The sequence below is a fragment of the Microbacterium sp. NPDC006705 genome (assembly GCF_044903545.1).
Classification (GTDB): domain Bacteria; phylum Actinomycetota; class Actinomycetes; order Actinomycetales; family Microbacteriaceae; genus Microbacterium; species Microbacterium plantarum.
Genome location: NZ_JBJDQQ010000001.1, coordinates 1,610,728 through 1,632,025, shown reverse-complemented (window position 1 = coordinate 1,632,025; position 21,298 = coordinate 1,610,728). Strand labels below are relative to the sequence as shown.

Below are 21,298 nucleotides of genomic sequence, written 5' to 3'. Positions count from 1 at the left end.
CGGGGGAGTTCACACAGTACTGAGGATTCATATGCGTACAACCCGTTGACTCTTTGGATATCGCCTGAGATTCACCCGATGGACTTCTTGATGTCATCCACGGTCATCCCGTAGTTGACGCGGACCACCGGCAGCGCCAGCTTGTCGGTTCCAATCGACACGTAGCCGGGCTCGATGGTGCGCGCCATCTCGAAGCCCGCGTCGGCGACCGCCTGCTTGGCCGCGTCGTTGTGGTGGCCGAACGGGTACGCGATCACCTCTTTCGCGCCGCCGAGCACGCTCGCCGAGGTCTCGAGGTCGGCGACGATCTCGTCGTGCGTCCAGTTGACGATGCGCCCCTGCCCGTCGGCTCCCGCGGAGTGCATGTCGTGGGTGTGCGAGCGCTTGAGCACGTAGGGGGTGAGTTCGGGCCCGGGCCCGTTGGAGGTGATCACGAAGGATGTCGTCATCACGCGGTATCTCTCGACGAGCGGCACGGCGAGCTCGAGCCACGTCGGGTCGGCGTCGTCGTCGGTGATGATGACCGAGTGGTCGGGCAGGAAGAGCCGGCCGTCGATGAAGGCGCTCAGCTCCGGCCATGTCGGCAGGTAGAACTGCTGCTCGGAGATGTACTTCAGGTGAGCTTCCCAGTCGCCGATGTAGGCGTAGTTGCCGCGGAGCCAGCCCGATTCGCCTTCCGGCTTCGTCGTGAACTGGTGGTACATCAGGATCGGGACGCGCGTCTTCGCACCGTCGTTGTCGGCGGCGCTCATCCATGCGGCGTGCACGGTGCGCTGCCGGGCGTCGCAGGCGACGGCATCCGCGCCGTTCAGGCGGCCGGGAATCGACAGAGCCGCGGCATGCTCGGCGGTGTCGTACCAGCCGGCGAACACCATGCCCTCCCGCGAGGGGAGCGGCAGGGAGGCGTAGGGCTTCCCCTGCGTCTCGAGGACCGGGGCGATGTCGATCGCATCGCCCGTGAACGACACGGCGCACGCGTTCGGATCGTCCGCATCGGCGATGAGCTGCTCCGCCGGCGACAGCGGTTCGGGCGTCGGGGTCGCGGCGTCGGTCGTGGGGGCGGGGGTGGGCTCGGATGCCGCCGGGTCGGGCGTCGTGCTCGCGCGCTGCATCGCGTCGACGGCGAACCAGCCCCCGACCGCTGCAACGAGCAGAACCCCGGTGAGGGCTGCCCCGATGCCGATCGCCCGGCGCTTGCGCCGTCCTCCCGCGTTCGAACGTCGCGTTGCGCCCATCGTTACTCCCCCTGTGGTGCCCGGTGCGTCCGTCGAATCCTAGGGCGCTCGGCTATGCGGGTACGCGCCGGTGTTTTGGGATGCGGCCCCGAGGGCAACCCCCTTTTCATGCTTGGTTCGCGGGCGGAGACTGCGGAATCATGAACGCGCCACCTGCAGGAGCCGACGCCGGCCGGGTGCGCGTCGGCATCTCGGGTTGGCGGTATGCCGGGTGGCGCGGCGACTTCTACCCGACGGGACTCGCGCAGCGACGCGAGCTCGAATACGTCGGGGAGCGGATGTCGACGGCCGAGCTGAACGGGTCGTTCTATTCGCTGCAGCGCCCGTCGAGCTATCAGCGGTGGCGGAGCGAGGTGCCTGAGTCGTTCGTCTTCGCCGTCAAAGGCTCGCGCTACGTCACGCACATGCTGCGGCTGCGCGGAGTCGAGACGGCGCTGGCGAACTTCTTCGCCTCAGGGGTGCTCGCGCTCGGACGGCAGCTCGGACCTGTGCTCTGGCAGCTCCCCGAACGCGAGGAGTTCGACGCCGATGTGCTCGAGGAGTTCCTCGCCCTCCTGCCGCGGACGACGGGCGAGGCCCTCGCGCTCGCCGAGCGGCACGACGAACGCCTCGACGGACGGGCGTGGCTCGAGATCGAGGAGGACCGTCCGATCCGTCACGCCCTCGAGCCTCGGTCGGCCGGGTTCGGTTCGGACGCCGCGCTCGCGCTGCTGCGTGCGCACGACATCGCTCTCGTGGTGGCCGACACCGCCGGACGCTTCCCCCGGTTCGAGGAGGTCACGACCGCGGGGCACGTGTACGTCCGGCTGCACGGTGCGACCGACCTGTACGCCAGCGGGTACACCGACGCCGAGCTCGACGAGTGGGCGGACCGCATCCGCGGATGGGCCGACGGCTCGGCGGCATCCGATGGCCGTCCGCGTGACGTGTGGGTGTACTTCGACAACGACGCCCGGGGGAGGGCGCCGCACGATGCCGTCGCTCTCGCCCGACGGTGCGATGCGGCGTTTAGGCTCGGCGGGTGACCGATCGGGATGGCGCGTGAGCGCGCAGCCGGCACCGTGGGTCTGCCCGACCTGCGGCGAGCCGCTGCGCTTCGAGATCCTCGACGACGAGGCGTTCCTCGTGGCGTGGTCGTGTCTGAACTGCGGACTCGTCCGCGTCACCGAGCCGGCCTGAGCCTGTCGGGCCTCCGTACCTCGGCCAAGGTGCAGAGGTATCTGCTCGACGCCGTCCGCCCCGGGCCGTAGGGTCGCTGACATGTGCGGTCGATTCGCGAACGACGCCAAGACGGACGAGCTGATCCGGGAGTACGTCGCCGAGGGCGGCGACCCCGAGGACTGGGTGAAGTCGTGGGCCGGTGCGTACTCGATCGCGCCGACCGAGGATGCGCCAATCGTCCGCGACCGGGGCGAAGGGCGGGTCCTGGAGCTCGTGCGCTGGGACTGGCAGAAGCCGGCGAATCGCCCGCGGGGCGGTCCGATCATCAACGCGCGGATGGAGAAGCTGGCCCAGGGATTCTGGGCGCCGGCATTCAGCGCGGCTCGATGCATTGTTCCGATGCGGGGCTACTTCGAGTGGACCGGTGAGAAGACCCCGAAGACCCCGCACTTCCTCCACGGCGACCGCTTGCTCTCGGCTGCCGGGCTCACCTGGTCGATGGAACTGCCGACCGGCGAGAAGACGCGTTGCTTCGTCGTCATCACCCGCGAGGCGCGGGATGCGAGCGGACAGGTGCACGACCGGATGCCGGCCTTGCTGACACCGGATACCTGGGATGCCTGGCTGAGCCCAGAGAAGCTCACCGGTGACCGCAAGGCGGAGACGCTCGCGATGCTCGAGCACACATCCGGTCAGGTCGCCTCGACGATCCGCGAGCACGTCGTCGACCGCAAGGTCAGCAACTCCCGCACGGTCGATCCCGCCGACCCGACGCTGCTGGACCCGGTGGCCTAGCCGGTGGCGGTTGTCGTGCCGGTGGCGTGCGGGGGGCGTCGTGACGCCTGCGCTGGCGCGCCGTCCGGCGACGTCACTCGTCGGCTGTCGGCTCCTGCCGGTAGTCGTACGCGGGGTCCGACCGCTGCCACAGGATGTATCCGGCGAGTGCGGTCGCGAGCCCGACGAGGTGCAGTGCCGGGTAAACCAGTGCCGGGGCATCCGGAAGCAGGCCCGCGAAAACAATCGACGCAATGAACGCGGCGGCACTGAATGCGGCCAGCACCACCGCCCACCGGCGCAGGCGCTGCGTGCGGGGACTCTGCAGCTGGAGCGACGCCTTCATGCCAAGACGATAGCGGCCGTCGGCGCTTGCCGGCCCGGCCGGCGCGACGCGCTGCGGCGCCAGCCCAAAGCAAAACCCCCGCCATGTAGAAGCTAGGCGAGGGTTTCTGGGACCGTTGTAATGACGGTCCGTGTGGCTCCGACGGGCGTCGATCCCGTGACCTCACGATTTTCAGTCGTGCGCTCTACCAACTGAGCTACAGAGCCGCATGGCGTCAGAGATGCCATGTCCTAGACGAAAGGCCCTCTGGAAACCAAAGGGCCCGTCGCTTTAGAGCGACCCTGACGGGACTTGAACCCGCGACCTCCGCCGTGACAGGGCGGCACGCTAACCAACTGCGCTACAGGGCCATGCTTATTAAGTTGTGGGAGTGACCCCAACGGGATTCGAACCCGTGCTACCGCCGTGAAAGGGCGGCGTCCTAGGCCGCTAAACGATGGGGCCGAGCGAACCCAGACCCGGGAGTCAAACGTTCACGCTTACCGAGGGACAAGCATATGCGATCCGGCGCGGATGTGCGAATCGGGGGCGTGGCGTCCGCCGCCCGGGCGTGTCTCCGGGTCACAATGGCCGGGTTCGCACGCTCCGGACGTCGTCGACGACGCTTCCGGTGTTGTGACGTGTGTTGCTACTGTGAACGAAGTTGCTCACGCGATATGGAGGATCACCCGCGTGCGATACGAGAGCCTCGACTCCCCGGAAGACTGCGGCTGCGCCCCGACGCCCGCAGAGAGCAAGAAGCTCTCCCAGCTGATCTCGCGCCGTGGCGCCCTCGGCCTCGGCGCCGTCGGCTTCGTCGCAGCGACGGCATTTCTCGCCCCCGGCATCCCGTCGGCCTTCGGTATCGAGGGCTATCCGTCGTGGGATGACGTGCAGCGCGCCAAGGGCAACGAGGCGGCGAAGGCCGCCGAGATCTCGCGTATCGAGAAGCTGATCTCCGACCTCGCCGCAGATGTCGCGTACAAGCAGGCCGAGGCCGCGCGCCTGGGCGAGGAGTACGCGCAGGCCCAAGCCGCGTTCGAAGACGCCAGTGCCCGCGCCACCTCGCTGCAGGAGCAGGCGGACGCGCAGTCCGCCGCCGCCCTTGAGGCCGCGCGCCGCGCCGGCAAGCTGGCCGCCCAGCTCTACCGGAACGGTGGCGACGACACGAGCCTCAAGCTCTTCTTCTCCGACTCCGCGGCCAGCGCCGACGATCTGCTGGCCCGTCTCGGCACCATGGACAAGCTGCTGCAGGCGAACCGAGGCGTATACACGGATGCCGTCGCCGCCCGCGAGACCGCACAGAGCCTCAGCGACCAGGCCGGCGTCGCGCGCGACGAGCGCGACCGCCTCAAGGTCGAAGCCGAGCAGAAGATGATCGCCGCGCAGGAAGCTGCGACGGCGGCTCAGGCGGCCCTCGAAGAGCAGACCGCGAACATGGCGACCCTGCAGGCGCAGCTCGCGGCGCTCAAGGACGAGACGGCGACGACGGTCGCCGGTTACCAGGCCGGAGTCGAAGAGCAGCGCCGTCGCGACGAGGAGCGTCGTCGCCGCGAGCGAGAAGAGGCAGCCCGTCGTGCCGCCGAGGAAGAGCGTCGTCGCCAGGAGGCCGCAGCAGCGGCAGCCGCCGCAGGCAACAGCGGTGGCGGCGGTGGCGGTGGCGGCGGCAACAGTGGCGGCGGCGGCGGCGGTGGCGGCGGCGGTGGCGGCGCCGGACAGGTCCAGCCCTCCGGCTGGGTGCGCCCCGGTCCCGGCTACATCAGCTCCTGGTATGGCAATCGCGGCACCATCTGCTCTGGCGGTGTGTGCACCAGCGGGCACCGCGGCATCGACTTCGCCGGCGGATGCAGCGCCCCGATCTATGCCGCGGCATCCGGCACCGTCGTCTTCGCGGCGTACACGAACAGCTGGGGCAACTACATCAAGGTCGACCACGGCGGCGGCATCATCTCGGGCTACGCGCACATCCAGAACGGCGGCTTCAACGTCGGATACGGGCAGCGCGTCTCGGCCGGACAGGTCATCGCCTATGCCGGTAATACCGGCATCTCGCAGGGCTGCCACCTGCACTTCGAGATCTACCGCAACGGCGAGCGCATCGACCCCGCGCCGTTCCTGCGCGATCGGGGCATCTCGGTCTGAGCCTCAGCGCTCGCGAGCCCGGAACGACGAAGGAGGGGCGGATGCCGCAGCATCCGCCCCTCCTCGCGTTCGTCTGAGCGTCAGAGCGAGTTGGGCGCTTCGCCCTCACCCTGCGTCTTCGTCTGGCCCTCGTGCTCCTCGAAGCGCTCGAACGCCTCGGAGACGAGACGCTCGGCCTCAGCGGCGCCGGCCCACTCGTCGACCTTGACCCACTTGTTGGGCTCGAGGTCCTTGTAGTGCTCGAAGAAGTGGCCGATCTCGTTCTTGGTCCAGTCGTCGATGTCGCCGACATCCTGGATGTGCGCCCAGCGCGGGTCCTTCGCGAGCACGGCCACGACCTTGTCGTCGCCACCGGCCTCGTCGCTCATCTTCAGCACGGCGACGGGGCGGACCTTCGCCAGCACGCCGGGGTAGATGTCGCGGTCGAGCAGCACGAGCACGTCGAGCGGGTCGCCGTCCTCGCCGAGAGTGTTCTCGAAGAAGCCGTAGTTGCTGGGGTATCCCATCGGCGTGAACAGCACGCGGTCGAGGAAGACCCGGCCGGTGCCGTGGTCGACCTCGTACTTCACGCGGCTGCCGCGGGGGATTTCGATGACGGCGTCGTACGCGCCCATACGTGTGCTCCTTCGATAAGACGGTGGGATGCCGCCGTCCAGCCTACTTGCGCCGCCCGCCGCGCCCTATACAAGGCTCAGCCCGGGTTTCGCGCCCGCGACGGGGCCGCGCTGCGCCGCTCCAGCCTGGCGACGGCACGAGCACGGCTACCGTAGGGGCGTGCCGTCGCTCAGCCCCGCCATCGCCGAGGTCCGTCGCGCCGTGCGCGCATCGCTGTCGGCGCTGCCTGCCGGCAGCACCGTGATCGTCGCGCTCTCGGGCGGGCCCGACTCGCTGGCCCTCGCCGCCGCGACGGCCTTCGAGGCTCCGAAGCTCGGCCTGCGCGCGGCTTCGGTGACGGTCGACCACGGGCTGCAGCCCGGTTCCGACGAGGTCGCGCTCACTGCCGCGCGGGCCGCGGCAGGCCTCGGCCTCGACCCGCTGGTGGTGCGCGTCGAGGTCGGCACCGCGGGCGGCCCCGAGGCTGCGGCCCGCGACGCGCGTTACGGGGTGCTGCGGCATGCCGCGCGCGACGCGAACGCCGTCGCGGTCCTGCTCGGTCACACGCTCGACGACCAGGCCGAGACGGTGCTGCTCGGGCTCGCTCGAGGTTCCGGCGCCACGAGCCTCGCGGGCATGGCGCCCGACCGCACCGACGACGATTCCGGGGTGCGCTGGCTCCGTCCACTGCTGGCGGTGCGGCGCGAGACCACCGTCGCGGCCTGCGCGGCGGCTGGGCTCGAGCCCTGGCTCGACCCGCACAACCGTGACGATCGCTTCAGCCGGGTGAGGGTCCGCGACCGCGTCCTTCCGCTTCTCGAGGCCGAGCTCGGCCCCGGCGTGGCCGAGGCGCTCGCGCGCACCGCCGAGCATCTGCGCGAGGACGCGCAGGCCTTCGACGACATGATCGCCGAGACGATCGAAGACATCGTCGAGCCGGCCGAGGCGGGCATCGCGATCTCGGTCGCCGCGCTCGCCGCCAACCCGCCGGCGCTGCGCCACCGCATCATCCGCCACGTCGTGCAGAGCGAGTTCCACGAGAGCCTGACCCGCACCCAGACCCTCGAGGTCGCCCGGCTCGTCACCGATTACTCCGGCCAGGGGCCGATCGACCTTCCCGGATGCCGCGCCCGCCGCGTCGGCCGACTCGTCGAGTTCTCGGCGGGCGGGAGCGGCGCCTAAACTCGTCGCATGCGTGCTGCCGAGATCGCCGACCAGCTCACCGACGTCCTCGTCACGGAGGAGGAGATCCAGGCCAAGCTCGCCGAGCTCGCCGCCCGGGTCGAGGCCGACTACGAGGGCAAGGAGCTCATCCTCGTCGGCGTGCTCAAGGGTGCCGTGATGGTCATGGCCGACTTCGCCCGCGCGCTCAAGCGCGACATCACGATGGACTGGATGGCGGTGTCATCCTACGGCGCGAGCACGAAGTCGAGCGGTGTCGTCCAGATCCGGAAGGACCTCGACGCCGATCTGCACGGCAAGCACGTCCTCATCGTCGAGGACATCATCGACTCGGGCCTGACCCTCAGCTGGCTGCTCGAGAACTTCCAGTCGCGCGGTGCCGAGTCGCTCGAAGTGCTCGCGCTGCTGCGCAAGCCCGAGGCCGCGAAGGTCGAGATCGACTGCCGGTACGTCGGCTTCGACATCCCGAACGACTTCGTCGTGGGCTACGGCCTCGACTATGCGGAGAAGTACCGCAACCTGCGGGATGTCGCGATCCTCGCGCCCCACGTCTACAGCTGAACGGGCTTCGCGTGCCGGCTCCCGGTACGCCCAAAACGAACGCACAGAGCCCGCATAGTCGGCGCGGGGTAGCCTGATCGCACCATGGACGTCAAGAAAGTCACGCGCAACCCGCTGATGTACGTGTTGCTCATCGGCGCGCTGCTGCTGATCGGCTTCATGCTGATCTCCAGCCTCGCCGGCGCGAAGCAGATCACGACCCAGCAGGGATTCGAGCTGCTCAAGGGCGACACCGTCACGAAGGTGCAGACCACGGACGGCGATCAGCGCGTCGATCTGACGCTCTCCGACGACTTCGAGGGCTCGAAGCAGGTGCAGTTCTACTACACCTCCGCACGTGCCGACGAGGTCGTCGCGGCCGTCGACGCGGCGAACCCCGCCGACGGATACAACGACGTCGTGCCGCGGGCCACGTGGTTCGACGGCTTCCTCTCGCTCATGCTGCCGCTCGTGCTGCTGGGCCTGCTCTTCTGGTTCCTGATGTCGAGCGCGCAGGGCGGCGGCAGCCGCGTCATGCAGTTCGGCAAGTCGAAGGCCAAGCTCGTCACGAAGGAGACCCCGACGGTCACCTTCGGCGACGTGGCCGGCTCCGACGAGGCCATCGAGGAGATGCAGGAGATCAAGGACTTCCTGAAGGACCCGACCAAGTTCCAGGCCGTCGGCGCCCGCATCCCGAAGGGCGTGCTGCTGTACGGCCCTCCCGGAACCGGTAAGACGCTCCTCGCACGCGCTGTCGCGGGCGAGGCGGGCGTCCCGTTCTACTCGATCTCGGGTTCGGACTTCGTCGAGATGTTCGTCGGCGTCGGCGCGAGCCGCGTTCGCGACCTCTTCAAGGAGGCGAAGGAGAACTCGCCCGCCATCATCTTCATCGACGAGATCGACGCCGTCGGCCGCCACCGCGGCGCCGGCATGGGCGGCGGTCACGACGAGCGCGAGCAGACGCTCAACCAGATGCTGGTGGAGATGGACGGCTTCGATCCGAAGGTCTCGGTTCTCGTCATCGCGGCGACCAACCGTCCCGACATCCTCGACCCGGCGCTGCTGCGTCCGGGCCGCTTCGACCGGCAGATCGGCGTCGACGCCCCCGACCTGAAGGGCCGTCAGAAGATCCTCGAGGTGCACGGACGCGGCAAGCCGCTCTCGCCCTCGGTCGACCTCGCCGTCATCGCTCGCAAGACCCCGGGCTTCACCGGTGCCGACCTGGCGAACGTGCTGAACGAGGCCGCGCTGCTGACCGCGCGCTCCAACGCGCAGCTGATCGACATGCGCGCGCTCGACGAGGCGATCGACCGCGTGATCGCCGGTCCGCAGCGCCGCACCCGCGTCATGAAGGACAAGGAGAAGCTCATCACGGCGTACCACGAGGGCGGCCACGCCCTCGCCGCTGCGGCGATGAACCACTCCGACCCGGTCACGAAGGTCACGATCCTTCCGCGCGGCAAGGCGCTCGGGTACACGATGGTGCTGCCGCTCGAAGACAAGTACTCCGTCACGCGCAACGAGCTCCAGGACCAGCTCACCTACGCGATGGGCGGACGCGTCGCCGAAGAGGTCGTGTTCCACGACCCGACGACCGGCGCCTCCAACGACATCGAGAAGGCCACGGGCATCGCCCGCAAGATGGTCACCGAGTACGGGATGACGACCGAGGTCGGCCCCGTGAAGCTCGGGTCGTCGTCGGGCGAGGTGTTCATGGGCCGCGACATGGGTCACGGCCGCGACTTCTCCGAGCGCATCGCGGAGCGCGTCGACGCCGAGGTCCGGCTGCTGATCGAGCAGGCTCACAACGAGGCGTACGAGGTCATCAACGCCAACCGCGACATCCTCGACAAGCTCGCGCTCGCGCTGCTCGAAGAGGAGACCCTCGACCACCTGCAGCTCGCCGAGATCTTCAAGGACATCAAGAAGCTCCCGCCGCGCCCGCAGTGGCTCTCGAGCCAGGACCGCCCGGTGTCGAGCCTGCCCCCGATCGACGTCCCCAAGCGTCGCGAGGAGGCCGGGCTGGCGGCATCCACCGTCGCCGAGACCGAAGCCGAGACCGCCGCCGAGCGGGCTCCGCACCGTCGCCCCTCGGGGCAGGCGCGACCCGCGACCGCGTAGGCTCGGGGCGTGGCCGTCGATCGCGAACGCGTCGCCGCCCTCGTGCGCGACCTGCTCGAGGCGATCGGGGAGGACCCCGACCGTCCCGGGCTGAAGCAGACCCCGCAGCGGGTCGCCGACGCGTACGCGGAGTTCTTCTCGGGAGTCGGCGCTGACGCCGCCGAACCCCTCGCGCACACGATCTCGGTCGCGCGGGGCCCGGCGCCCGACACGCTCCCGTCGGGCGCGGTCATGGTGCGCGGGATCCGGTTCCGCTCGTTCTGCGAGCATCACCTGCTGCCCTTCGCGGGGCACGCTCACATCGCGTACCTGCCGGGTGAGCAGGTGGTCGGGCTCGGCGCGCTGCCGCGCGTGGTCGACACCCTCGCCGCGCGGCCGCAGGTGCAGGAGCGCCTCGGCGAGCAGATCGCCGACACCATCGCCGGCGCACTCGACGCGCGCGGCGTGCTCGTCGTGCTCGATGCCGCCCACGAGTGCGTCACGATGCGCGGCGGACGCCAGACGGATGCCTCGACCGTGACGGTCGCTGCGCGCGGCGTCTACACCGGGCCGGCCGAGCGGGCCGAGCTCATCGCCCTCATCTCGGGCGGTGCGGCATGACGGCGATCATGGGCATCCTCAACGTCACGCCCGACTCGTTCAGCGACGGTGGGCGCTACCTCGACCTCGACGCCGCCGTCGGTCACGCCGAGGCCTTGCGTCGCAGCGGCGCGCACATCGTCGACGTCGGCGGCGAGTCGACCCGCCCGGGCGCCGAGCGCGTCGACCCCGATGTCGAGCGCGAGCGGGTCGTCCCGGTGGTCGAGGCGCTCGCGGCGCGCGGCATCGCCGTGAGCGTCGACACCATGAACGCCGGCACCGCCGCGGCCGCCGTCGCCGCGGGGGCCCGCATGGTCAACGATGTCTCGGGCGGCCTGGCCGATCCCGACATGTTCGCGGCGGTCGCGGCATCCGATGCGGAGGTCGTCATCGGGCACTGGCGCGGACACTCGACGGACATGTACGCCACGGCCCGCTACGACGACGTCGTCGGAGAAGTGATCGCCGAGCTCCAGGACCGCGTCAGCGCCGCAGCCGCGGCCGGCATCGCCCCCTCGCGCATCGTCCTCGACCCGGGCATCGGCTTCGGCAAGCGCGGCGACCAGAACTGGACCGTGCTGCGCCACCTCGAACGCATCGCCGGGCTCGGCAAGCGCGTGCTCGTCGGCACGAGCCGCAAAGGCTTCCTGCGCGAGGCGATCGGAGACGCCCCCGGCGCGGACGGCACCGACGCGGGCGCCACCGATATCGACCGGCGCGATCTCGCGACCGCCGTCACGAGCGTGCTGGCGGCCGATGCAGGAGCATGGGGAGTGCGCGTGCACGATGTCGCGACGACCCGCGACGCGCTGGCCGTGCGTGCGCGATGGCGGGAGGCCCCATGAGCGACCGCATCACGGTGCGCGGCATCCGGGCCGTCGGGTACCACGGCGTCTACGAGCACGAACGACGCGAGGGCCAGGAGTTCATCGCCGACGTCGAGCTCGACCTGTCGCTGGCCGACGCCGCCGCGAGCGACGACGTCGCCGACACCGTCCACTACGGAGAGCTGGCCGAGCAGGTCGCCGCGATCTTGGCGGGCGAGCCCGCGGACCTTATCGAGACGGTCGCCGACCGTATCGCCAGCGCGGCCCTCGCTTTCGATCGCGTGGATGCCGTCGCCGTGACCGTGCACAAGCCGCAGGCGCCCATCGCGGTGCCCTTCGGCGATGTCAGCGTGACCCTCACCCGACGACGGGAGAACCGATGAGCCGCCGCCTCGCCCAAGAATCGCCCGAGCCCCGCCCGGCCGACAGCGCGCCCGCGCGTCGAGCCGTCGTCGCGATCGGCGCGAACCTCGGCGACCGGGCCGACACGGTCGCGCGAGCGATCGCTGAGCTCGACCGGCTGCCGCTCACCCGGGTCCTGCGGTCGGCCGGCCCGATCGAGACGGTCGCGCTGACCCTCGACGGACCGGATGCCGCGGCCCCGGCCTATCTCAACACGGTCGCCCTCGTCGACACGCGGCTGGCGCCCAGCGTGCTGCTCGGTTACCTGCACGCGATCGAGGAGCGTCACGGCCGGGCCCCGCGCTCGGCCGACCAGGCCCGGTGGCAGGATCGCACGCTCGATCTCGACCTCATCGCGCACGGCGACGTCGTCTGCGAGACCCCGACGCTTGTCCTGCCGCATCCGCGTGCGCACGAGCGCGACTTCGTGCTCCGGCCGTGGCTCGCGGTCGACCCCGACGCCGTGCTCCCCGGACGCGGGCGCGTCGACGCGCTGCTGGCCGCGCTGCCCGGGAGCACGCCGTGAGACGAACGTCTCCCGCGACCCTCATCGTGTCGGCGGTGCTCGGCATCGCCGCGGGGTTCGTCATCGATCAGGTGCTCACGGGGGCGGGGCGCGCGACCTTCACCCCGTCGGTCATGCTCCCGGTGCTTTTCGTGCTGCTGGCGGTCTCGGTCATCGCCCTCGCGCTGCCGATCCGTCGGGCGACCCGGGGTCAGGCTCCGCGGGTCGACCCGTTCCGCGCCGTGCGCGTCGCGATGCTGGCGAAGGCGTCGAGCATCGTCGGAGCGCTCGTGGGCGGTATCGGCGTCGGCCTCCTGCTCTTCCTTCTCACACGGCCGGTCCCGCCGTCAGTAGGCTCGACGGGAGCGGTCGTCGCCGCGATCGTCGGAGCCGTCGTGCTCGTGGCGGCCGGTGTGATCGCAGAACAGCTCTGCACCATTCGGAAGGACGACGATGACGACCAGCCCGGACCACCCGAGCCCGACGCCACTCCCTCCCACCACTGACGCTGCGGAGTCCGGCGCGATCGACGCCACCCTCGACGCCGGCACGTACGACCGCATCCGCGAGCCCCGCGGAGCCGGGCGTCTCGCCCTCGAGCAGGGCGTCTGGCACCAGATCTCGCGCAAATACCTCACCGTGCAGCTGATCAGCAACGGGTTCATCCTGGCGATCATCGTCGCCGCGCTGCTCGTGGCGCTTCTGGTCTTCGATCTGCCCTGGCTGCTGATCCCCGGCATCATCCTCATCGTGCTGACCCTGGCGGGCATGGCGATCCTGCCGCGCCAGGTGCGCTCGATCGGATACCAGCTGCGCGAAGACGACCTGGTCTTCCGCCGCGGGATCCTGTGGCAGCGCATGGTCGCCGTGCCGTACGGCCGCATGCAGCTCGTCGACATCACGCACGGGCCGATGGACCGCGGGTTCGGCATCGCGCAGCTGAAGTTCGTCACGGCCGCGGCAGCGACGGGCGTCGTGATCCCGGGCCTCACGCAGCAGGCTGCCGAGGCGCTGCGCGACCACCTGATGTCGGTGGCTGAATCGCGGCGGACCGGGCTGTGACCGACCCCGTACCGACCCCGCCCCCGGCCGACGCGACCGTCTCCGCTCCGCCGGCCGAGCTCGTCCGCTCACCCCTGAGCGACGGTGAGTGGCACCGGCTGCATCCGCTGACGCCGCTGCTGCGCGGCGGGCTGGCGCTGCTCGTGGTGCTCGGCATCGTGGTCGCGAACATGCGCGACCGGCTCATCAGCATCTTCGTGCCGGCGTTCGCTCCCGACGCCCCCATTGACGAGTGGGAGGAGTACGAGGCCGCCGGCGACCCGATCGGGTGGGTGCTGGCGAACAACCTCCTCCAGATCGCCCTGCTCGTCACCGTCGGCGTGCTCGCGCTCATCATCGGCGCGTTCTACCTGTCGTGGCGCTTCCACACCTTCCGCATCACCGACGACGACGTCGAGGTGCGCAGCGGCATCCTCTCGCGCACGCATCGTCGCGCACCGCTCGACCGGGTGCAGGGCGTCAACCTCACCCGCCCCGCCGTCGCGCGGCTTCTGGGCGCGGCGAAGCTCGAGATCGTGGGTGCGGGTGCCGACGCGAACGTCAAGCTCGAATACCTCTCCACCGGTAATGCCGAGACGATCCGCGCCGACATCCTGAGGCTGGCCTCGGGGCAGCGTCTGGCCGAACAGCGAGCCGCCGAGGCCGCGGCCGGCGGGTCGCGCGTCGCCGTCGCCGTCGCCGTCGCCCGGGGCATCACCGGTCTCATCGAGGGCGACGACGCGGATGCCGCCGAGCCCGAGTCGGTCGTCCGGATTCCACCCGGGCGGCTCATCGGGTCGCAGCTCGCCAGCTGGGGCACCGTCGTGATTTTGGCGGGCGCTACCGCGCTCGCGATCGCCCTGTCGCAGGGCGTGTACTGGGTGCTCTTCGCCTACTTCCCGGCGCTGCTCGGTTTCGGCGCGTACTGGGTGCGCACGATCGTGAAGTCGTTGCGCTACTCGATCGCGCCGACGCGCGACGGCGTGCGCGTGACGTTCGGCCTGCTCACGACCGTGTCGGAGATCCTGCCTCCCGGACGCATCCATGCCGTAGAGATCACGCAGTCCATCCTCTGGCGCGGATTCGGGTGGTGGACGGTTCGGATCAACCGCATGACCGGCCGGAGCGCTTCCGACACGACGACCGATCAGTTCACCACGGTCCTTCCCGTCGGCACGCTCGCCGACGTCGAGCGGGTGCTCGGCCTCATCCTGCCATCGGTCAGCGAGGAGGAGCGCGCGGCGATCGTCCGGAACGGTGTGCTCGGCGGCTCGTCCGCCGGGGGATACGTCACGACACCGCGGCGGGCACGCATCGTGCGCCCGCTGTCGTGGCGGCGGAACGGCCTCGCGATCGAGGGTGACCTGCTGATGCTGCGGCGCGGGCTGATCTGGCGCATGCTCGCGGTGCTGCCGCTCGCCCGGCTGCAGTCCGTCGCGCTGCACCAGGGGCCGGTGTCGCGCGCGCTGCGCGTCGCGACGCTGCGCGCTCATACCGTCTCGGGCCCGGTGCTCACCGCGGTCGCGGGCATCGACCGCGACGACGTGATCGCAGCGTTCGAGCGGGTGGCCCACGTAGCCGTCTCGGCCGCGGCATCCGACCGCTCGCACCGCTGGGCCGAGGTGGCGGATGTCGCTGAGTCGGTGCCTCCCGTGCCGGCGGCGCCCGTTCCCGTGCCGAGCCCGAACGCGGGCCCGAGCCCGGTGCCGCCCCCGCCGAGCGTGACCGAGCTCCCGCCGGGCGCCGTGCCGCCCCCGCCGTATGTGCCTCCCGCGGGGGAGACCTCGCCGGAGAGCGAACGATGACCGCGAGCTCGCGCCTGGGCGTCGGCATCATCGGCGCAGGCCGGGTCGGACCCGTCATCGGCGCGGCGCTCGCGGGCGCCGGCCACGCGCTGACCGGCGTCACCGCGGGATCCGATCGGGAACGGGTCGACGCGGTCATCCCGGGGGTGCCGGTGCTCGACGCCGACGAGGTCGTGCGTCGCAGCGAACTGGTCGTGATCGCGGTGCCGCACGACGAGCTCGGCCCGCTGGTCAGCGGTCTCGCCGAGCTCGGCGCCTGGCAGGTCGGGCAGCTCGTGCTGCACACCGACCCCGGGCACGGGCTCGATGTGCTGGCGCCGGCCGCCGCACGAGGAGCCATCCCGCTCGCCGTGCACCCGGCGATCGCGTTCACCGGGTCGACCCTCGACCTCCGCCAGCTCACGGGCGCCTACGCCGCGGTGACCGCGCCGGCCGCCGTCCTGCCGATCGGGCAGGCGCTCGCCGTCGAGCTGGGCTGCGAGCCCGTCGTCGTCGCCGACGCCGACCGTCCGGCCTACGGCGAGGCGATCGCGACCGCGACGCAGTTCGCCGCCTCGATCGTGCAGCAGTCGGCCGCGTTGCTCGAGGACGCCGGAGTGCCGGCCCCGGGTCGCTTCCTCTCGACCCTTGTGCACTCGACCGTCGAGCGGGCGCTGACCGAGGCGGGCCGCGGCGCGACCCCCGACGACGAACTGCTGTGAGCGACGTCGAGCTGGCCCGCATCCCGGCCGGAGAGCTGCCCGTCGCGGGCGCGGGCCAGGGCCCGCGGGTCGAGTCCTTCGAGATCGGGGTGTATCCCGTCACCGAGGAGCAACTCGGCGAGGTGCTCGGGGTGACCGCCGCGCACCCGCGGCGTCCGGCGGTGCAGCTGTCGTGGCTGAGAGCCGTGCGGTTCTGCAACGCGCTGTCGGAATGGGAGGGGCTCGACCCCGCCTACGCGGTCGACGGCGACGAGGTGCGTTGGTACGACGACTCCGACGGGTATCGGCTGCCGACCGAGCGCGAGTGGGAGTACGCCTGCCGTGCGGGCTCGCGTGCCGCGCACTACGGCCCGCTCGCCGAGATCGCCTGGACCGCCGCTGACAACCTCTCGTCGCCGCAGAACGTGGGCGGGCGGCATCCGAACCTCTTCGGCCTCTTCGACATGCTCGGCAACGTCTCGGAGTGGTGCTGGGACCTCTTCGCCCCCGATGCCGGGTCGCGCGACCGGGTGTTCCGGGGCGGCGGGTTCGCCGATGCCGCGACGTCCGTGCGGGCGGGAACGCGCCGCGGGGCGCGCCCCGACAGCGCTCACGACGACATCGGCCTGCGCGTCGCCCGCGGCGCCGTCGCTTAGCGGCCCGGCTCGGGGTCGTCGGGTGGCCGGTAGGTGCACACTCGTCGGATCGGCGGTGCTGGAGTAGTGCCGCGACGCCGCCGAGGCGACACTAGCACCAGCGGTCCGACGGCTGTATCGTCAAGCGCCCGCGGCACGCTCGGTAGACTGGCACGTCGAATCCCGAGGAGTTCTTCTGCCATGAGCGACGCGCCCGTGCCCCCCGTCGACGACGCCGACGACGTCATCGAACAGAAGGCCGTGCGCCTCGCCAAGCGCGAGCGGCTGCTGAGCGAGCGAGAGGATGCCGCGGGCGGCGCCTATCCCGTCGCCGTGGCCGTCTCCGACACCATCCCGGCGCTGCGCGAGCGCTACGCCGACCTCGAGGCCGGTGCCGAGACCGGCGTGACCGCCTCGGTCGCGGGGCGCGTCGTGTTCAGCCGCAACACCGGCAAGCTCTGCTTCGCGTCGCTGCAGTCTGGTGACGGCAGCCGCATCCAGGCCATGGTCTCGCTCGCCGAGGTCGGCGACGAGTCGCTGCAGGCGTGGAAGGAGCTCGTCGATCTGGGCGACCACGTCTCGGTCACGGGCCAGGTCATCTCCAGCCGCCGCGGTGAGCTGTCGATCATGGTGTCCGCCTGGCAGATCGCGTCGAAGGCGCTGCTGCCGCTGCCGAACCTCCACTCCGAGCTGAGCGAGGAGAGCCGCGTGCGCTCGCGCTTCCTCGACCTCATCGTGCGCGATACCGCACGCGAGACGGTCGTCGCCCGCGCCAAGGTCAACGCTTCGCTCCGTCGCACGTTCGACGAGCACGGCTTCCTCGAGGTCGAGACCCCGATGCTGCAGGTGCAGCACGGTGGTGCCGCCGCGCGCCCGTTCATCACGCACTCGAACGCCTTCGACACCGAGCTGTTCCTGCGCATCGCGCCCGAGCTGTTCCTCAAGCGCGCCGTCGTGGGCGGGATCGACCGCGTGTTCGAGATCAACCGGAACTTCCGCAACGAGGGTGCCGACTCGACCCACAGCCCCGAGTTCGCGATGCTCGAGGCCTACCAGGCGTACAGCGACTACAACGGCATCGCCGATCTGACGCAGGAGCTCATCCAGAACGCGGCGATCGCCGTCGCGGGATCGACGACCGTCACGTGGGCCGACGGCACCGAGTTCGATCTCGGCGGCGACTGGGACCGCATCTCGATGTACGACTCGCTCTCGGCCGCCGCGGGACGCGACATCACGCCCGCCACCTCGCTCGAGGAGCTCCAGGCCCTCGCCGCGGAGGTGGGTGTCGTCGTACCCGAGAAGGTCGCGACGCACGGCAAGCTCGTCGAAGAGCTCTGGGAGCACTTCGTCAAGGGCGGGCTCGAGCGCCCCACCTTCGTCATGGACTTCCCGGTCGACACGTCGCCGCTCGTCCGCGAGCACCGCTCGATCGCGGGCGTCGTGGAGAAGTGGGACCTCTACGTCCGCGGCTTCGAGCTGGCGACCGGCTACTCCGAGCTCGTCGACCCCGTCATCCAGCGCGAGCGTTTCGTCGAGCAGGCCAAGCTCGGCGCGCGCGGCGACGACGAGGCGATGCGCGTCGACGAGGAGTTCCTGCGCGCCCTCGAGCACGGCATGCCGCCCACCGGTGGCATGGGCATGGGCATCGACCGCCTGCTGATGGCGATCACGGGCCTCGGCATCCGCGAGACGATCCTCTTCCCGCTCGTCAAGTAACCGGCGGTTCCTGCGAGGGCCAGGGGGCCGTCCGGGTTTCCACATCCTGCCCCGGCCGGGCTCTGCACCACTCGGCCCGGCGCCAGCCTGGTGTGCATGACCACGACTGTTCGCGCCGCGGATGCCGCGCACTTCCTCTCTCTCGTTCCTCGTCTGCTCGGATTCGCTCCGAGCCGCAGCCTTGTCGTGGTGCCCTTCGCGGGGTCACGGAGCCTCGGGGCGATGCGCGTCGACCTGCCGACCGGCGCGCTCGGTGACCTCGACAGCGCCGCCGCGACCATCGTGGGAATGGTGTGTCGCATTCCGGATGCCGATGCCCTGACGGCGATCGCGTACGCTCCGGAGTCCGCGGCTGACGGGCTGCCGGCGGTTGCCGTCCTGGCGGCGGTCAGCCGGGCGGCCGACGTCTGCGGCGTGCGGGTCGTCGATCTGCTCAGCGTCGCCGAGGACGGCTGGGGGTCGCATCTCGACGCGTCGTGCCCGGCGGGCGGGAGGCCGCTCAGCGAGATCGAACGGGCCGCCGCGCGCGACGACGATCCGGGCCCGGGGCCGGCGATCGATCGCGATCACACGTCGGGCGCCGAGCTGCCGCGGCGCAGCGCCGCAGAGCGCCGCGTGGTGGGCGGCGCGCTCCGCTCGCTCGAGACGGCCCTCGCGGTGCTGTGCGGCATCCCGCGGGTGGGCGGCGGCCGGCGGCGGGCGCGAGGCACGGGGGCAGAGGGTGGGAGCGGCGTCGACCCCGCCGCGCTCGAGGCGGCTTGCGAACTCGACGACCCGCCGCGACTGTTCGAACGGGTCCTCGACGGCGATCCCGCCGAGCTCGAGCCCTTCGTCGTGGCGCTGCTGGTGTGGTGCCTCTCGCGTCCCTCGCTGCGCGACGTGGCCCTCGTGCAGTGGGCGACCGATGCCGGCCGCGGCGACGATGCCCTCGATGCGCAGCGGCGGTGGGAGGAGGGCGAGGAGTATCCCGAGCGGCTCGGCCGGATCATGTGGGGCGACGGCGACCGGCCCGATCCCGAGCGCCTGCTCGCCGCGCTCGCAGTCGTGCGCGAGGTCGCCGCGCTGGCTCCGCGCCGATTGCGGCCCGGACCGCTCGCGCTGTGCGCGTGGCTCGCCTGGGCGCTGGGGCGATCGTCGCATGCCGCGTCGTACGCCGAGCGCGCCCTCGAGATCGATCCCGATCACGGGCTCGCCGAGATCCTGCTGTCGTTCGCGCAGATCGGTCACCTGCCCGACTGGACCTTTCATCAGCGGGGACCCGTACGATAGGGGCATGGACGAATACGTGAGCGCGGTCATCTGGTCGCTGCTGCCGACCCTCGTGGTCTCGGTGCTCTTCGTCTTCGTCCTCCGCGGCATCCTGCGCATGGATCGCACCGAGCGCCGGGCGTACGCGAAGATCGAGGCGGAAGAGCGTGCGGCCCGTGGGCTCGCCGCTCCGGCGCCCGACAGCTCGACCCCCTGAACCCGTGGGATGAGCGGTCGCGCCCGATACGCTGATTCCGAGGAGATCGGAGGGGCGGCGTGACGATCGAGTTCACCGCGTTCGAGTTCCCCGGTTGGTGGCTCGTCCTGGTGTTCATCGCCGACCTCATCATCCGCATCACCGCGGTGATCGTCGTCCCGCGCAACCGGCGCCCCACGGCGGCCATGGCCTGGCTGCTCGCGATCTACTTCATCCCGTTCGTCGGTGTGCTGCTGTTCCTCCTGATCGGCAACCCGCGCCTGCCGCGGAAGCGGCGCCGGATGCAGCGCGAGATCAACCAGTACATCCGCGAGACCAGCGAGGGGCTCGACTTCGGCACCCTCCGACCCGACGCCCCCGCGTGGTTCACCTCGGTCGTCACGCTCAACCGCAATCTGGGCGCGATGCCGCTCGCGGGCGACAACGGCGCGGAGATCATCTCCGACTACGAGGAGAGCATCCGCCGGATGGCGGAAGAGGTGCGCACGGCCGAGCGATACGTGCACGTCGAGTTCTACATCCTCCAGTCCGACGAGACGACCGACGTCTTCTTCGCAGCGCTCGAGGAGGTCGCAGCCCGCGGCGTGACTGTGCGCGTACTCCTGGACTACTGGGCCAACCGAGGCAAGCCGAACTATCGCGCCACGGTCAAGCGCCTCACGGCCATGGGCGCGGACTGGCACCACATGCTCCCGGTGCAGCCGCTGCGGGGGAAGTACCAGCGCCCCGATCTCCGCAACCACCGCAAGCTCATCGTCGTGGACGGCCGCGTGGCGTTCACCGGGTCGCAGAACATGACCGACTCGACCTACAACCTGAAGAAGAACATCAAGCGCGGCCTGCACTGGGTCGACCTGATGGTGCGGGTGCAGGGTCCCGTGGTCGCCAGCATCGACGCGGTGTTCCTCTCCGACTGGTACAGCGAGACCGGCTCGGCGCCATCGGAGGACGTGGGTCTGTTCGAGCTCGAGAGCGGGCCGGGCGACCTGGACTGCCAGATCGTCCCGTCCGGACCCGGGTTCGAGTTCCAGAACAACCTCAAGCTGTTCACCGCGCTCCTCTTCGCCGCTCAGAAGCGCGTGATCATCGTGAGCCCGTACTTCGTGCCCGACGAGGGGCTGCTGTTGGCGGTGCAGACAGCCTGCCAACGTGGCCTGCAGGTCGAGCTCTTCGTCTCGGAAGAGGGCGATCAGGCGATGGTCTACCACGCCCAGCGCAGCTACTACGAGGCGCTGCTGCGCGCGGGCGTGAAGATCTGGATGTACCGCAAGCCCTACATCCTGCACACGAAGAGCCTGACGATCGACGACGATGTCGCCATCATCGGCTCGAGCAACATGGACATGCGATCGTTCGGTCTGAACCTCGAGATCTCGATGCTCGTGCGCGGTGAGGAGTTCATCGCCCAGCTGCGCCAGGTCGAAGACCAGTACCGGTCGCTCTCGCGTGAGCTCACGCTCGAGGAGTGGATGAAGCAGCCGCTCAGGTCGACGGTGCTCGACAACCTCGCTCGCTTGACCTCCGCCCTGCAGTGATCGGGTTCTGAGACGATGCGCGGTGACGCGA

General features: G+C 70.6%; 23 protein-coding genes and 3 tRNA genes. 20 read left to right on the top strand and 6 right to left on the bottom strand.

All coding sequences use genetic code 11. The features are described 5' to 3' along the window. Positions 1-71: 71 nt before the first annotated feature. A complete protein-coding gene (locus tag ACI2K6_RS07800; RefSeq protein WP_404568356.1) occupies positions 72-1,235 on the bottom strand; it encodes a polysaccharide deacetylase family protein in 1,164 nt (387 codons plus the stop codon). A gap of 140 nt (positions 1,236-1,375) precedes the next feature. Between ACI2K6_RS07800 and ACI2K6_RS07795 the strand changes: the two genes are divergently transcribed. The 3 genes from ACI2K6_RS07795 (at position 1,376) to ACI2K6_RS07785 (ending at position 3,191) form a co-directional block, all read left to right on the top strand. Further along, positions 1,376-2,260 carry a DUF72 domain-containing protein gene (locus tag ACI2K6_RS07795; RefSeq protein WP_274178188.1) on the top strand — a complete coding sequence of 295 codons (885 nt, stop codon included), beginning with the start codon at positions 1,376-1,378 and terminating at the stop codon, positions 2,258-2,260. Positions 2,261-2,276: 16 nt separating this feature from the next. After that, on the top strand, positions 2,277-2,414 hold the full coding sequence (locus ACI2K6_RS07790) for a hypothetical protein (protein ID WP_404568355.1): 138 nt from the start codon (positions 2,277-2,279) through the stop codon (positions 2,412-2,414). Between the two features lie 81 nt (positions 2,415-2,495). Continuing rightward, positions 2,496-3,191 (top strand): SOS response-associated peptidase, encoded by a 696-nt coding sequence (locus ACI2K6_RS07785; protein ID WP_404568354.1) that lies wholly within the window; start codon positions 2,496-2,498, stop codon positions 3,189-3,191. Between the two features lie 73 nt (positions 3,192-3,264). On the opposite strand, the gene ACI2K6_RS07780 is transcribed toward ACI2K6_RS07785, so the two are convergent. The 4 genes from ACI2K6_RS07780 to ACI2K6_RS07765 form a co-directional block, all read right to left on the bottom strand. Beyond that, entirely contained in the window at positions 3,265-3,516 is a 252-nt protein-coding gene (locus tag ACI2K6_RS07780; RefSeq protein ID WP_404568353.1) for a hypothetical protein, read from the bottom strand. 133 nt (positions 3,517-3,649) lie between these two features. Continuing rightward, positions 3,650-3,722: transfer RNA gene (locus tag ACI2K6_RS07775), tRNA-Phe, on the bottom strand. Between the two features lie 70 nt (positions 3,723-3,792). Then, positions 3,793-3,866 (bottom strand) — tRNA-Asp (locus tag ACI2K6_RS07770). A 21-nt stretch (positions 3,867-3,887) separates the two neighbouring features. After that, positions 3,888-3,960 (bottom strand) — tRNA-Glu (locus ACI2K6_RS07765). A gap of 228 nt (positions 3,961-4,188) precedes the next feature. Between ACI2K6_RS07765 and ACI2K6_RS07760 the strand changes: the two genes are divergently transcribed. Then, entirely contained in the window at positions 4,189-5,637 is a 1,449-nt protein-coding gene (locus ACI2K6_RS07760; protein WP_404568352.1) for a M23 family metallopeptidase, read from the top strand. Between the two features lie 80 nt (positions 5,638-5,717). Here ACI2K6_RS07760 and ACI2K6_RS07755 read toward each other — a convergent pair whose 3' ends face one another. Further along, entirely contained in the window at positions 5,718-6,251 is a 534-nt protein-coding gene (locus ACI2K6_RS07755; RefSeq protein ID WP_120263697.1) for an inorganic diphosphatase, read from the bottom strand. A gap of 160 nt (positions 6,252-6,411) precedes the next feature. On the opposite strand from ACI2K6_RS07755, the gene tilS reads away from it, so the two are divergent. The 16 genes from tilS to cls all read left to right on the top strand — a co-directional run bounded on the left by tilS (position 6,412) and on the right by cls (position 21,267). Continuing rightward, positions 6,412-7,413 carry a tRNA lysidine(34) synthetase TilS gene (tilS, locus tag ACI2K6_RS07750; protein ID WP_274178192.1) on the top strand — a complete coding sequence of 334 codons (1,002 nt, stop codon included), beginning with the start codon at positions 6,412-6,414 and terminating at the stop codon, positions 7,411-7,413. Positions 7,414-7,422: 9 nt separating this feature from the next. After that, the gene (gene hpt / locus ACI2K6_RS07745) at positions 7,423-7,974 is read left to right on the top strand and encodes a hypoxanthine phosphoribosyltransferase (protein WP_023952935.1); all 552 of its coding nucleotides are present in this window, start codon (positions 7,423-7,425) and stop codon (positions 7,972-7,974) included. An 84-nt stretch (positions 7,975-8,058) separates the two neighbouring features. Beyond that, positions 8,059-10,074 carry an ATP-dependent zinc metalloprotease FtsH gene (gene ftsH / locus ACI2K6_RS07740; protein ID WP_404568351.1) on the top strand — a complete coding sequence of 672 codons (2,016 nt, stop codon included), beginning with the start codon at positions 8,059-8,061 and terminating at the stop codon, positions 10,072-10,074. Positions 10,075-10,083: 9 nt separating this feature from the next. Then, positions 10,084-10,674, top strand: coding sequence for a GTP cyclohydrolase I (gene folE / locus ACI2K6_RS07735; protein WP_112615969.1), 591 nt, complete (start codon positions 10,084-10,086; stop codon positions 10,672-10,674). Next, a complete protein-coding gene (folP, locus tag ACI2K6_RS07730; protein ID WP_274178194.1) occupies positions 10,671-11,498 on the top strand; it encodes a dihydropteroate synthase in 828 nt (275 codons plus the stop codon). Before folE ends, folP begins: the two co-directional genes overlap by 4 nt. Then, positions 11,495-11,863, top strand: coding sequence for a dihydroneopterin aldolase (folB, locus tag ACI2K6_RS07725; protein WP_274178195.1), 369 nt, complete (start codon positions 11,495-11,497; stop codon positions 11,861-11,863). The genes folP and folB overlap by 4 nt, the downstream gene beginning before the upstream one ends. Further along, positions 11,860-12,408: a 2-amino-4-hydroxy-6-hydroxymethyldihydropteridine diphosphokinase gene (gene folK, locus ACI2K6_RS07720; RefSeq protein ID WP_274178196.1), complete on the top strand. Its 549-nt coding sequence runs from the start codon at positions 11,860-11,862 to the stop codon at positions 12,406-12,408. The genes folB and folK overlap by 4 nt, the downstream gene beginning before the upstream one ends. Further along, positions 12,405-12,893, top strand: coding sequence for a DUF3180 domain-containing protein (locus ACI2K6_RS07715; RefSeq protein WP_112615975.1), 489 nt, complete (start codon positions 12,405-12,407; stop codon positions 12,891-12,893). The genes folK and ACI2K6_RS07715 overlap by 4 nt, the downstream gene beginning before the upstream one ends. Beyond that, positions 12,841-13,449, top strand: coding sequence for a PH domain-containing protein (locus ACI2K6_RS07710; protein ID WP_274178197.1), 609 nt, complete (start codon positions 12,841-12,843; stop codon positions 13,447-13,449). The genes ACI2K6_RS07715 and ACI2K6_RS07710 overlap by 53 nt, the downstream gene beginning before the upstream one ends. Continuing rightward, positions 13,446-15,233 (top strand): PH domain-containing protein, encoded by a 1,788-nt coding sequence (locus ACI2K6_RS07705; RefSeq protein WP_404568350.1) that lies wholly within the window; start codon positions 13,446-13,448, stop codon positions 15,231-15,233. The genes ACI2K6_RS07710 and ACI2K6_RS07705 overlap by 4 nt, the downstream gene beginning before the upstream one ends. After that, positions 15,230-15,934, top strand: coding sequence for a DUF2520 domain-containing protein (locus ACI2K6_RS07700; RefSeq protein ID WP_282501918.1), 705 nt, complete (start codon positions 15,230-15,232; stop codon positions 15,932-15,934). Before ACI2K6_RS07705 ends, ACI2K6_RS07700 begins: the two co-directional genes overlap by 4 nt. Next, the gene (locus tag ACI2K6_RS07695; protein ID WP_282501919.1) at positions 15,931-16,569 is read left to right on the top strand and encodes an SUMF1/EgtB/PvdO family nonheme iron enzyme; all 639 of its coding nucleotides are present in this window, start codon (positions 15,931-15,933) and stop codon (positions 16,567-16,569) included. Before ACI2K6_RS07700 ends, ACI2K6_RS07695 begins: the two co-directional genes overlap by 4 nt. Before the next feature lie 180 nt (positions 16,570-16,749). Beyond that, positions 16,750-18,267 carry a lysine--tRNA ligase gene (gene lysS / locus ACI2K6_RS07690; protein ID WP_282501920.1) on the top strand — a complete coding sequence of 506 codons (1,518 nt, stop codon included), beginning with the start codon at positions 16,750-16,752 and terminating at the stop codon, positions 18,265-18,267. 96 nt (positions 18,268-18,363) lie between these two features. Next, entirely contained in the window at positions 18,364-19,536 is a 1,173-nt protein-coding gene (locus ACI2K6_RS07685; RefSeq protein WP_404568349.1) for a DUF4192 family protein, read from the top strand. A gap of 4 nt (positions 19,537-19,540) precedes the next feature. Beyond that, the gene (locus tag ACI2K6_RS07680) at positions 19,541-19,732 is read left to right on the top strand and encodes a hypothetical protein (protein ID WP_112615987.1); all 192 of its coding nucleotides are present in this window, start codon (positions 19,541-19,543) and stop codon (positions 19,730-19,732) included. 65 nt (positions 19,733-19,797) lie between these two features. Beyond that, positions 19,798-21,267: a cardiolipin synthase gene (gene cls, locus ACI2K6_RS07675; protein ID WP_258524646.1), complete on the top strand. Its 1,470-nt coding sequence runs from the start codon at positions 19,798-19,800 to the stop codon at positions 21,265-21,267. The last annotated feature ends 31 nt before the right edge of the window (positions 21,268-21,298 follow it).

Coding starts and splice junctions, on each gene's coding strand:
- ACI2K6_RS07800 (WP_404568356.1), bottom strand. CDS start 1,235: ATGGGCGCAACGCGACGTTCGAACGCGGGAGGACGGCGCAAGCGCCGG.
- ACI2K6_RS07795 (WP_274178188.1), top strand. CDS start 1,376: ATGAACGCGCCACCTGCAGGAGCCGACGCCGGCCGGGTGCGCGTCGGC.
- ACI2K6_RS07785 (WP_404568354.1), top strand. CDS start 2,496: ATGTGCGGTCGATTCGCGAACGACGCCAAGACGGACGAGCTGATCCGG.
- ACI2K6_RS07780 (WP_404568353.1), bottom strand. CDS start 3,516: ATGAAGGCGTCGCTCCAGCTGCAGAGTCCCCGCACGCAGCGCCTGCGC.
- ACI2K6_RS07755 (WP_120263697.1), bottom strand. CDS start 6,251: ATGGGCGCGTACGACGCCGTCATCGAAATCCCCCGCGGCAGCCGCGTG.
- hpt (WP_023952935.1), top strand. CDS start 7,423: ATGCGTGCTGCCGAGATCGCCGACCAGCTCACCGACGTCCTCGTCACG.
- ftsH (WP_404568351.1), top strand. CDS start 8,059: ATGGACGTCAAGAAAGTCACGCGCAACCCGCTGATGTACGTGTTGCTC.
- folP (WP_274178194.1), top strand. CDS start 10,671: ATGACGGCGATCATGGGCATCCTCAACGTCACGCCCGACTCGTTCAGC.
- folB (WP_274178195.1), top strand. CDS start 11,495: ATGAGCGACCGCATCACGGTGCGCGGCATCCGGGCCGTCGGGTACCAC.
- folK (WP_274178196.1), top strand. CDS start 11,860: ATGAGCCGCCGCCTCGCCCAAGAATCGCCCGAGCCCCGCCCGGCCGAC.
- ACI2K6_RS07710 (WP_274178197.1), top strand. CDS start 12,841: ATGACGACCAGCCCGGACCACCCGAGCCCGACGCCACTCCCTCCCACC.
- ACI2K6_RS07700 (WP_282501918.1), top strand. CDS start 15,230: ATGACCGCGAGCTCGCGCCTGGGCGTCGGCATCATCGGCGCAGGCCGG.
- lysS (WP_282501920.1), top strand. CDS start 16,750: ATGAGCGACGCGCCCGTGCCCCCCGTCGACGACGCCGACGACGTCATC.
- ACI2K6_RS07685 (WP_404568349.1), top strand. CDS start 18,364: ATGACCACGACTGTTCGCGCCGCGGATGCCGCGCACTTCCTCTCTCTC.
- ACI2K6_RS07680 (WP_112615987.1), top strand. CDS start 19,541: ATGGACGAATACGTGAGCGCGGTCATCTGGTCGCTGCTGCCGACCCTC.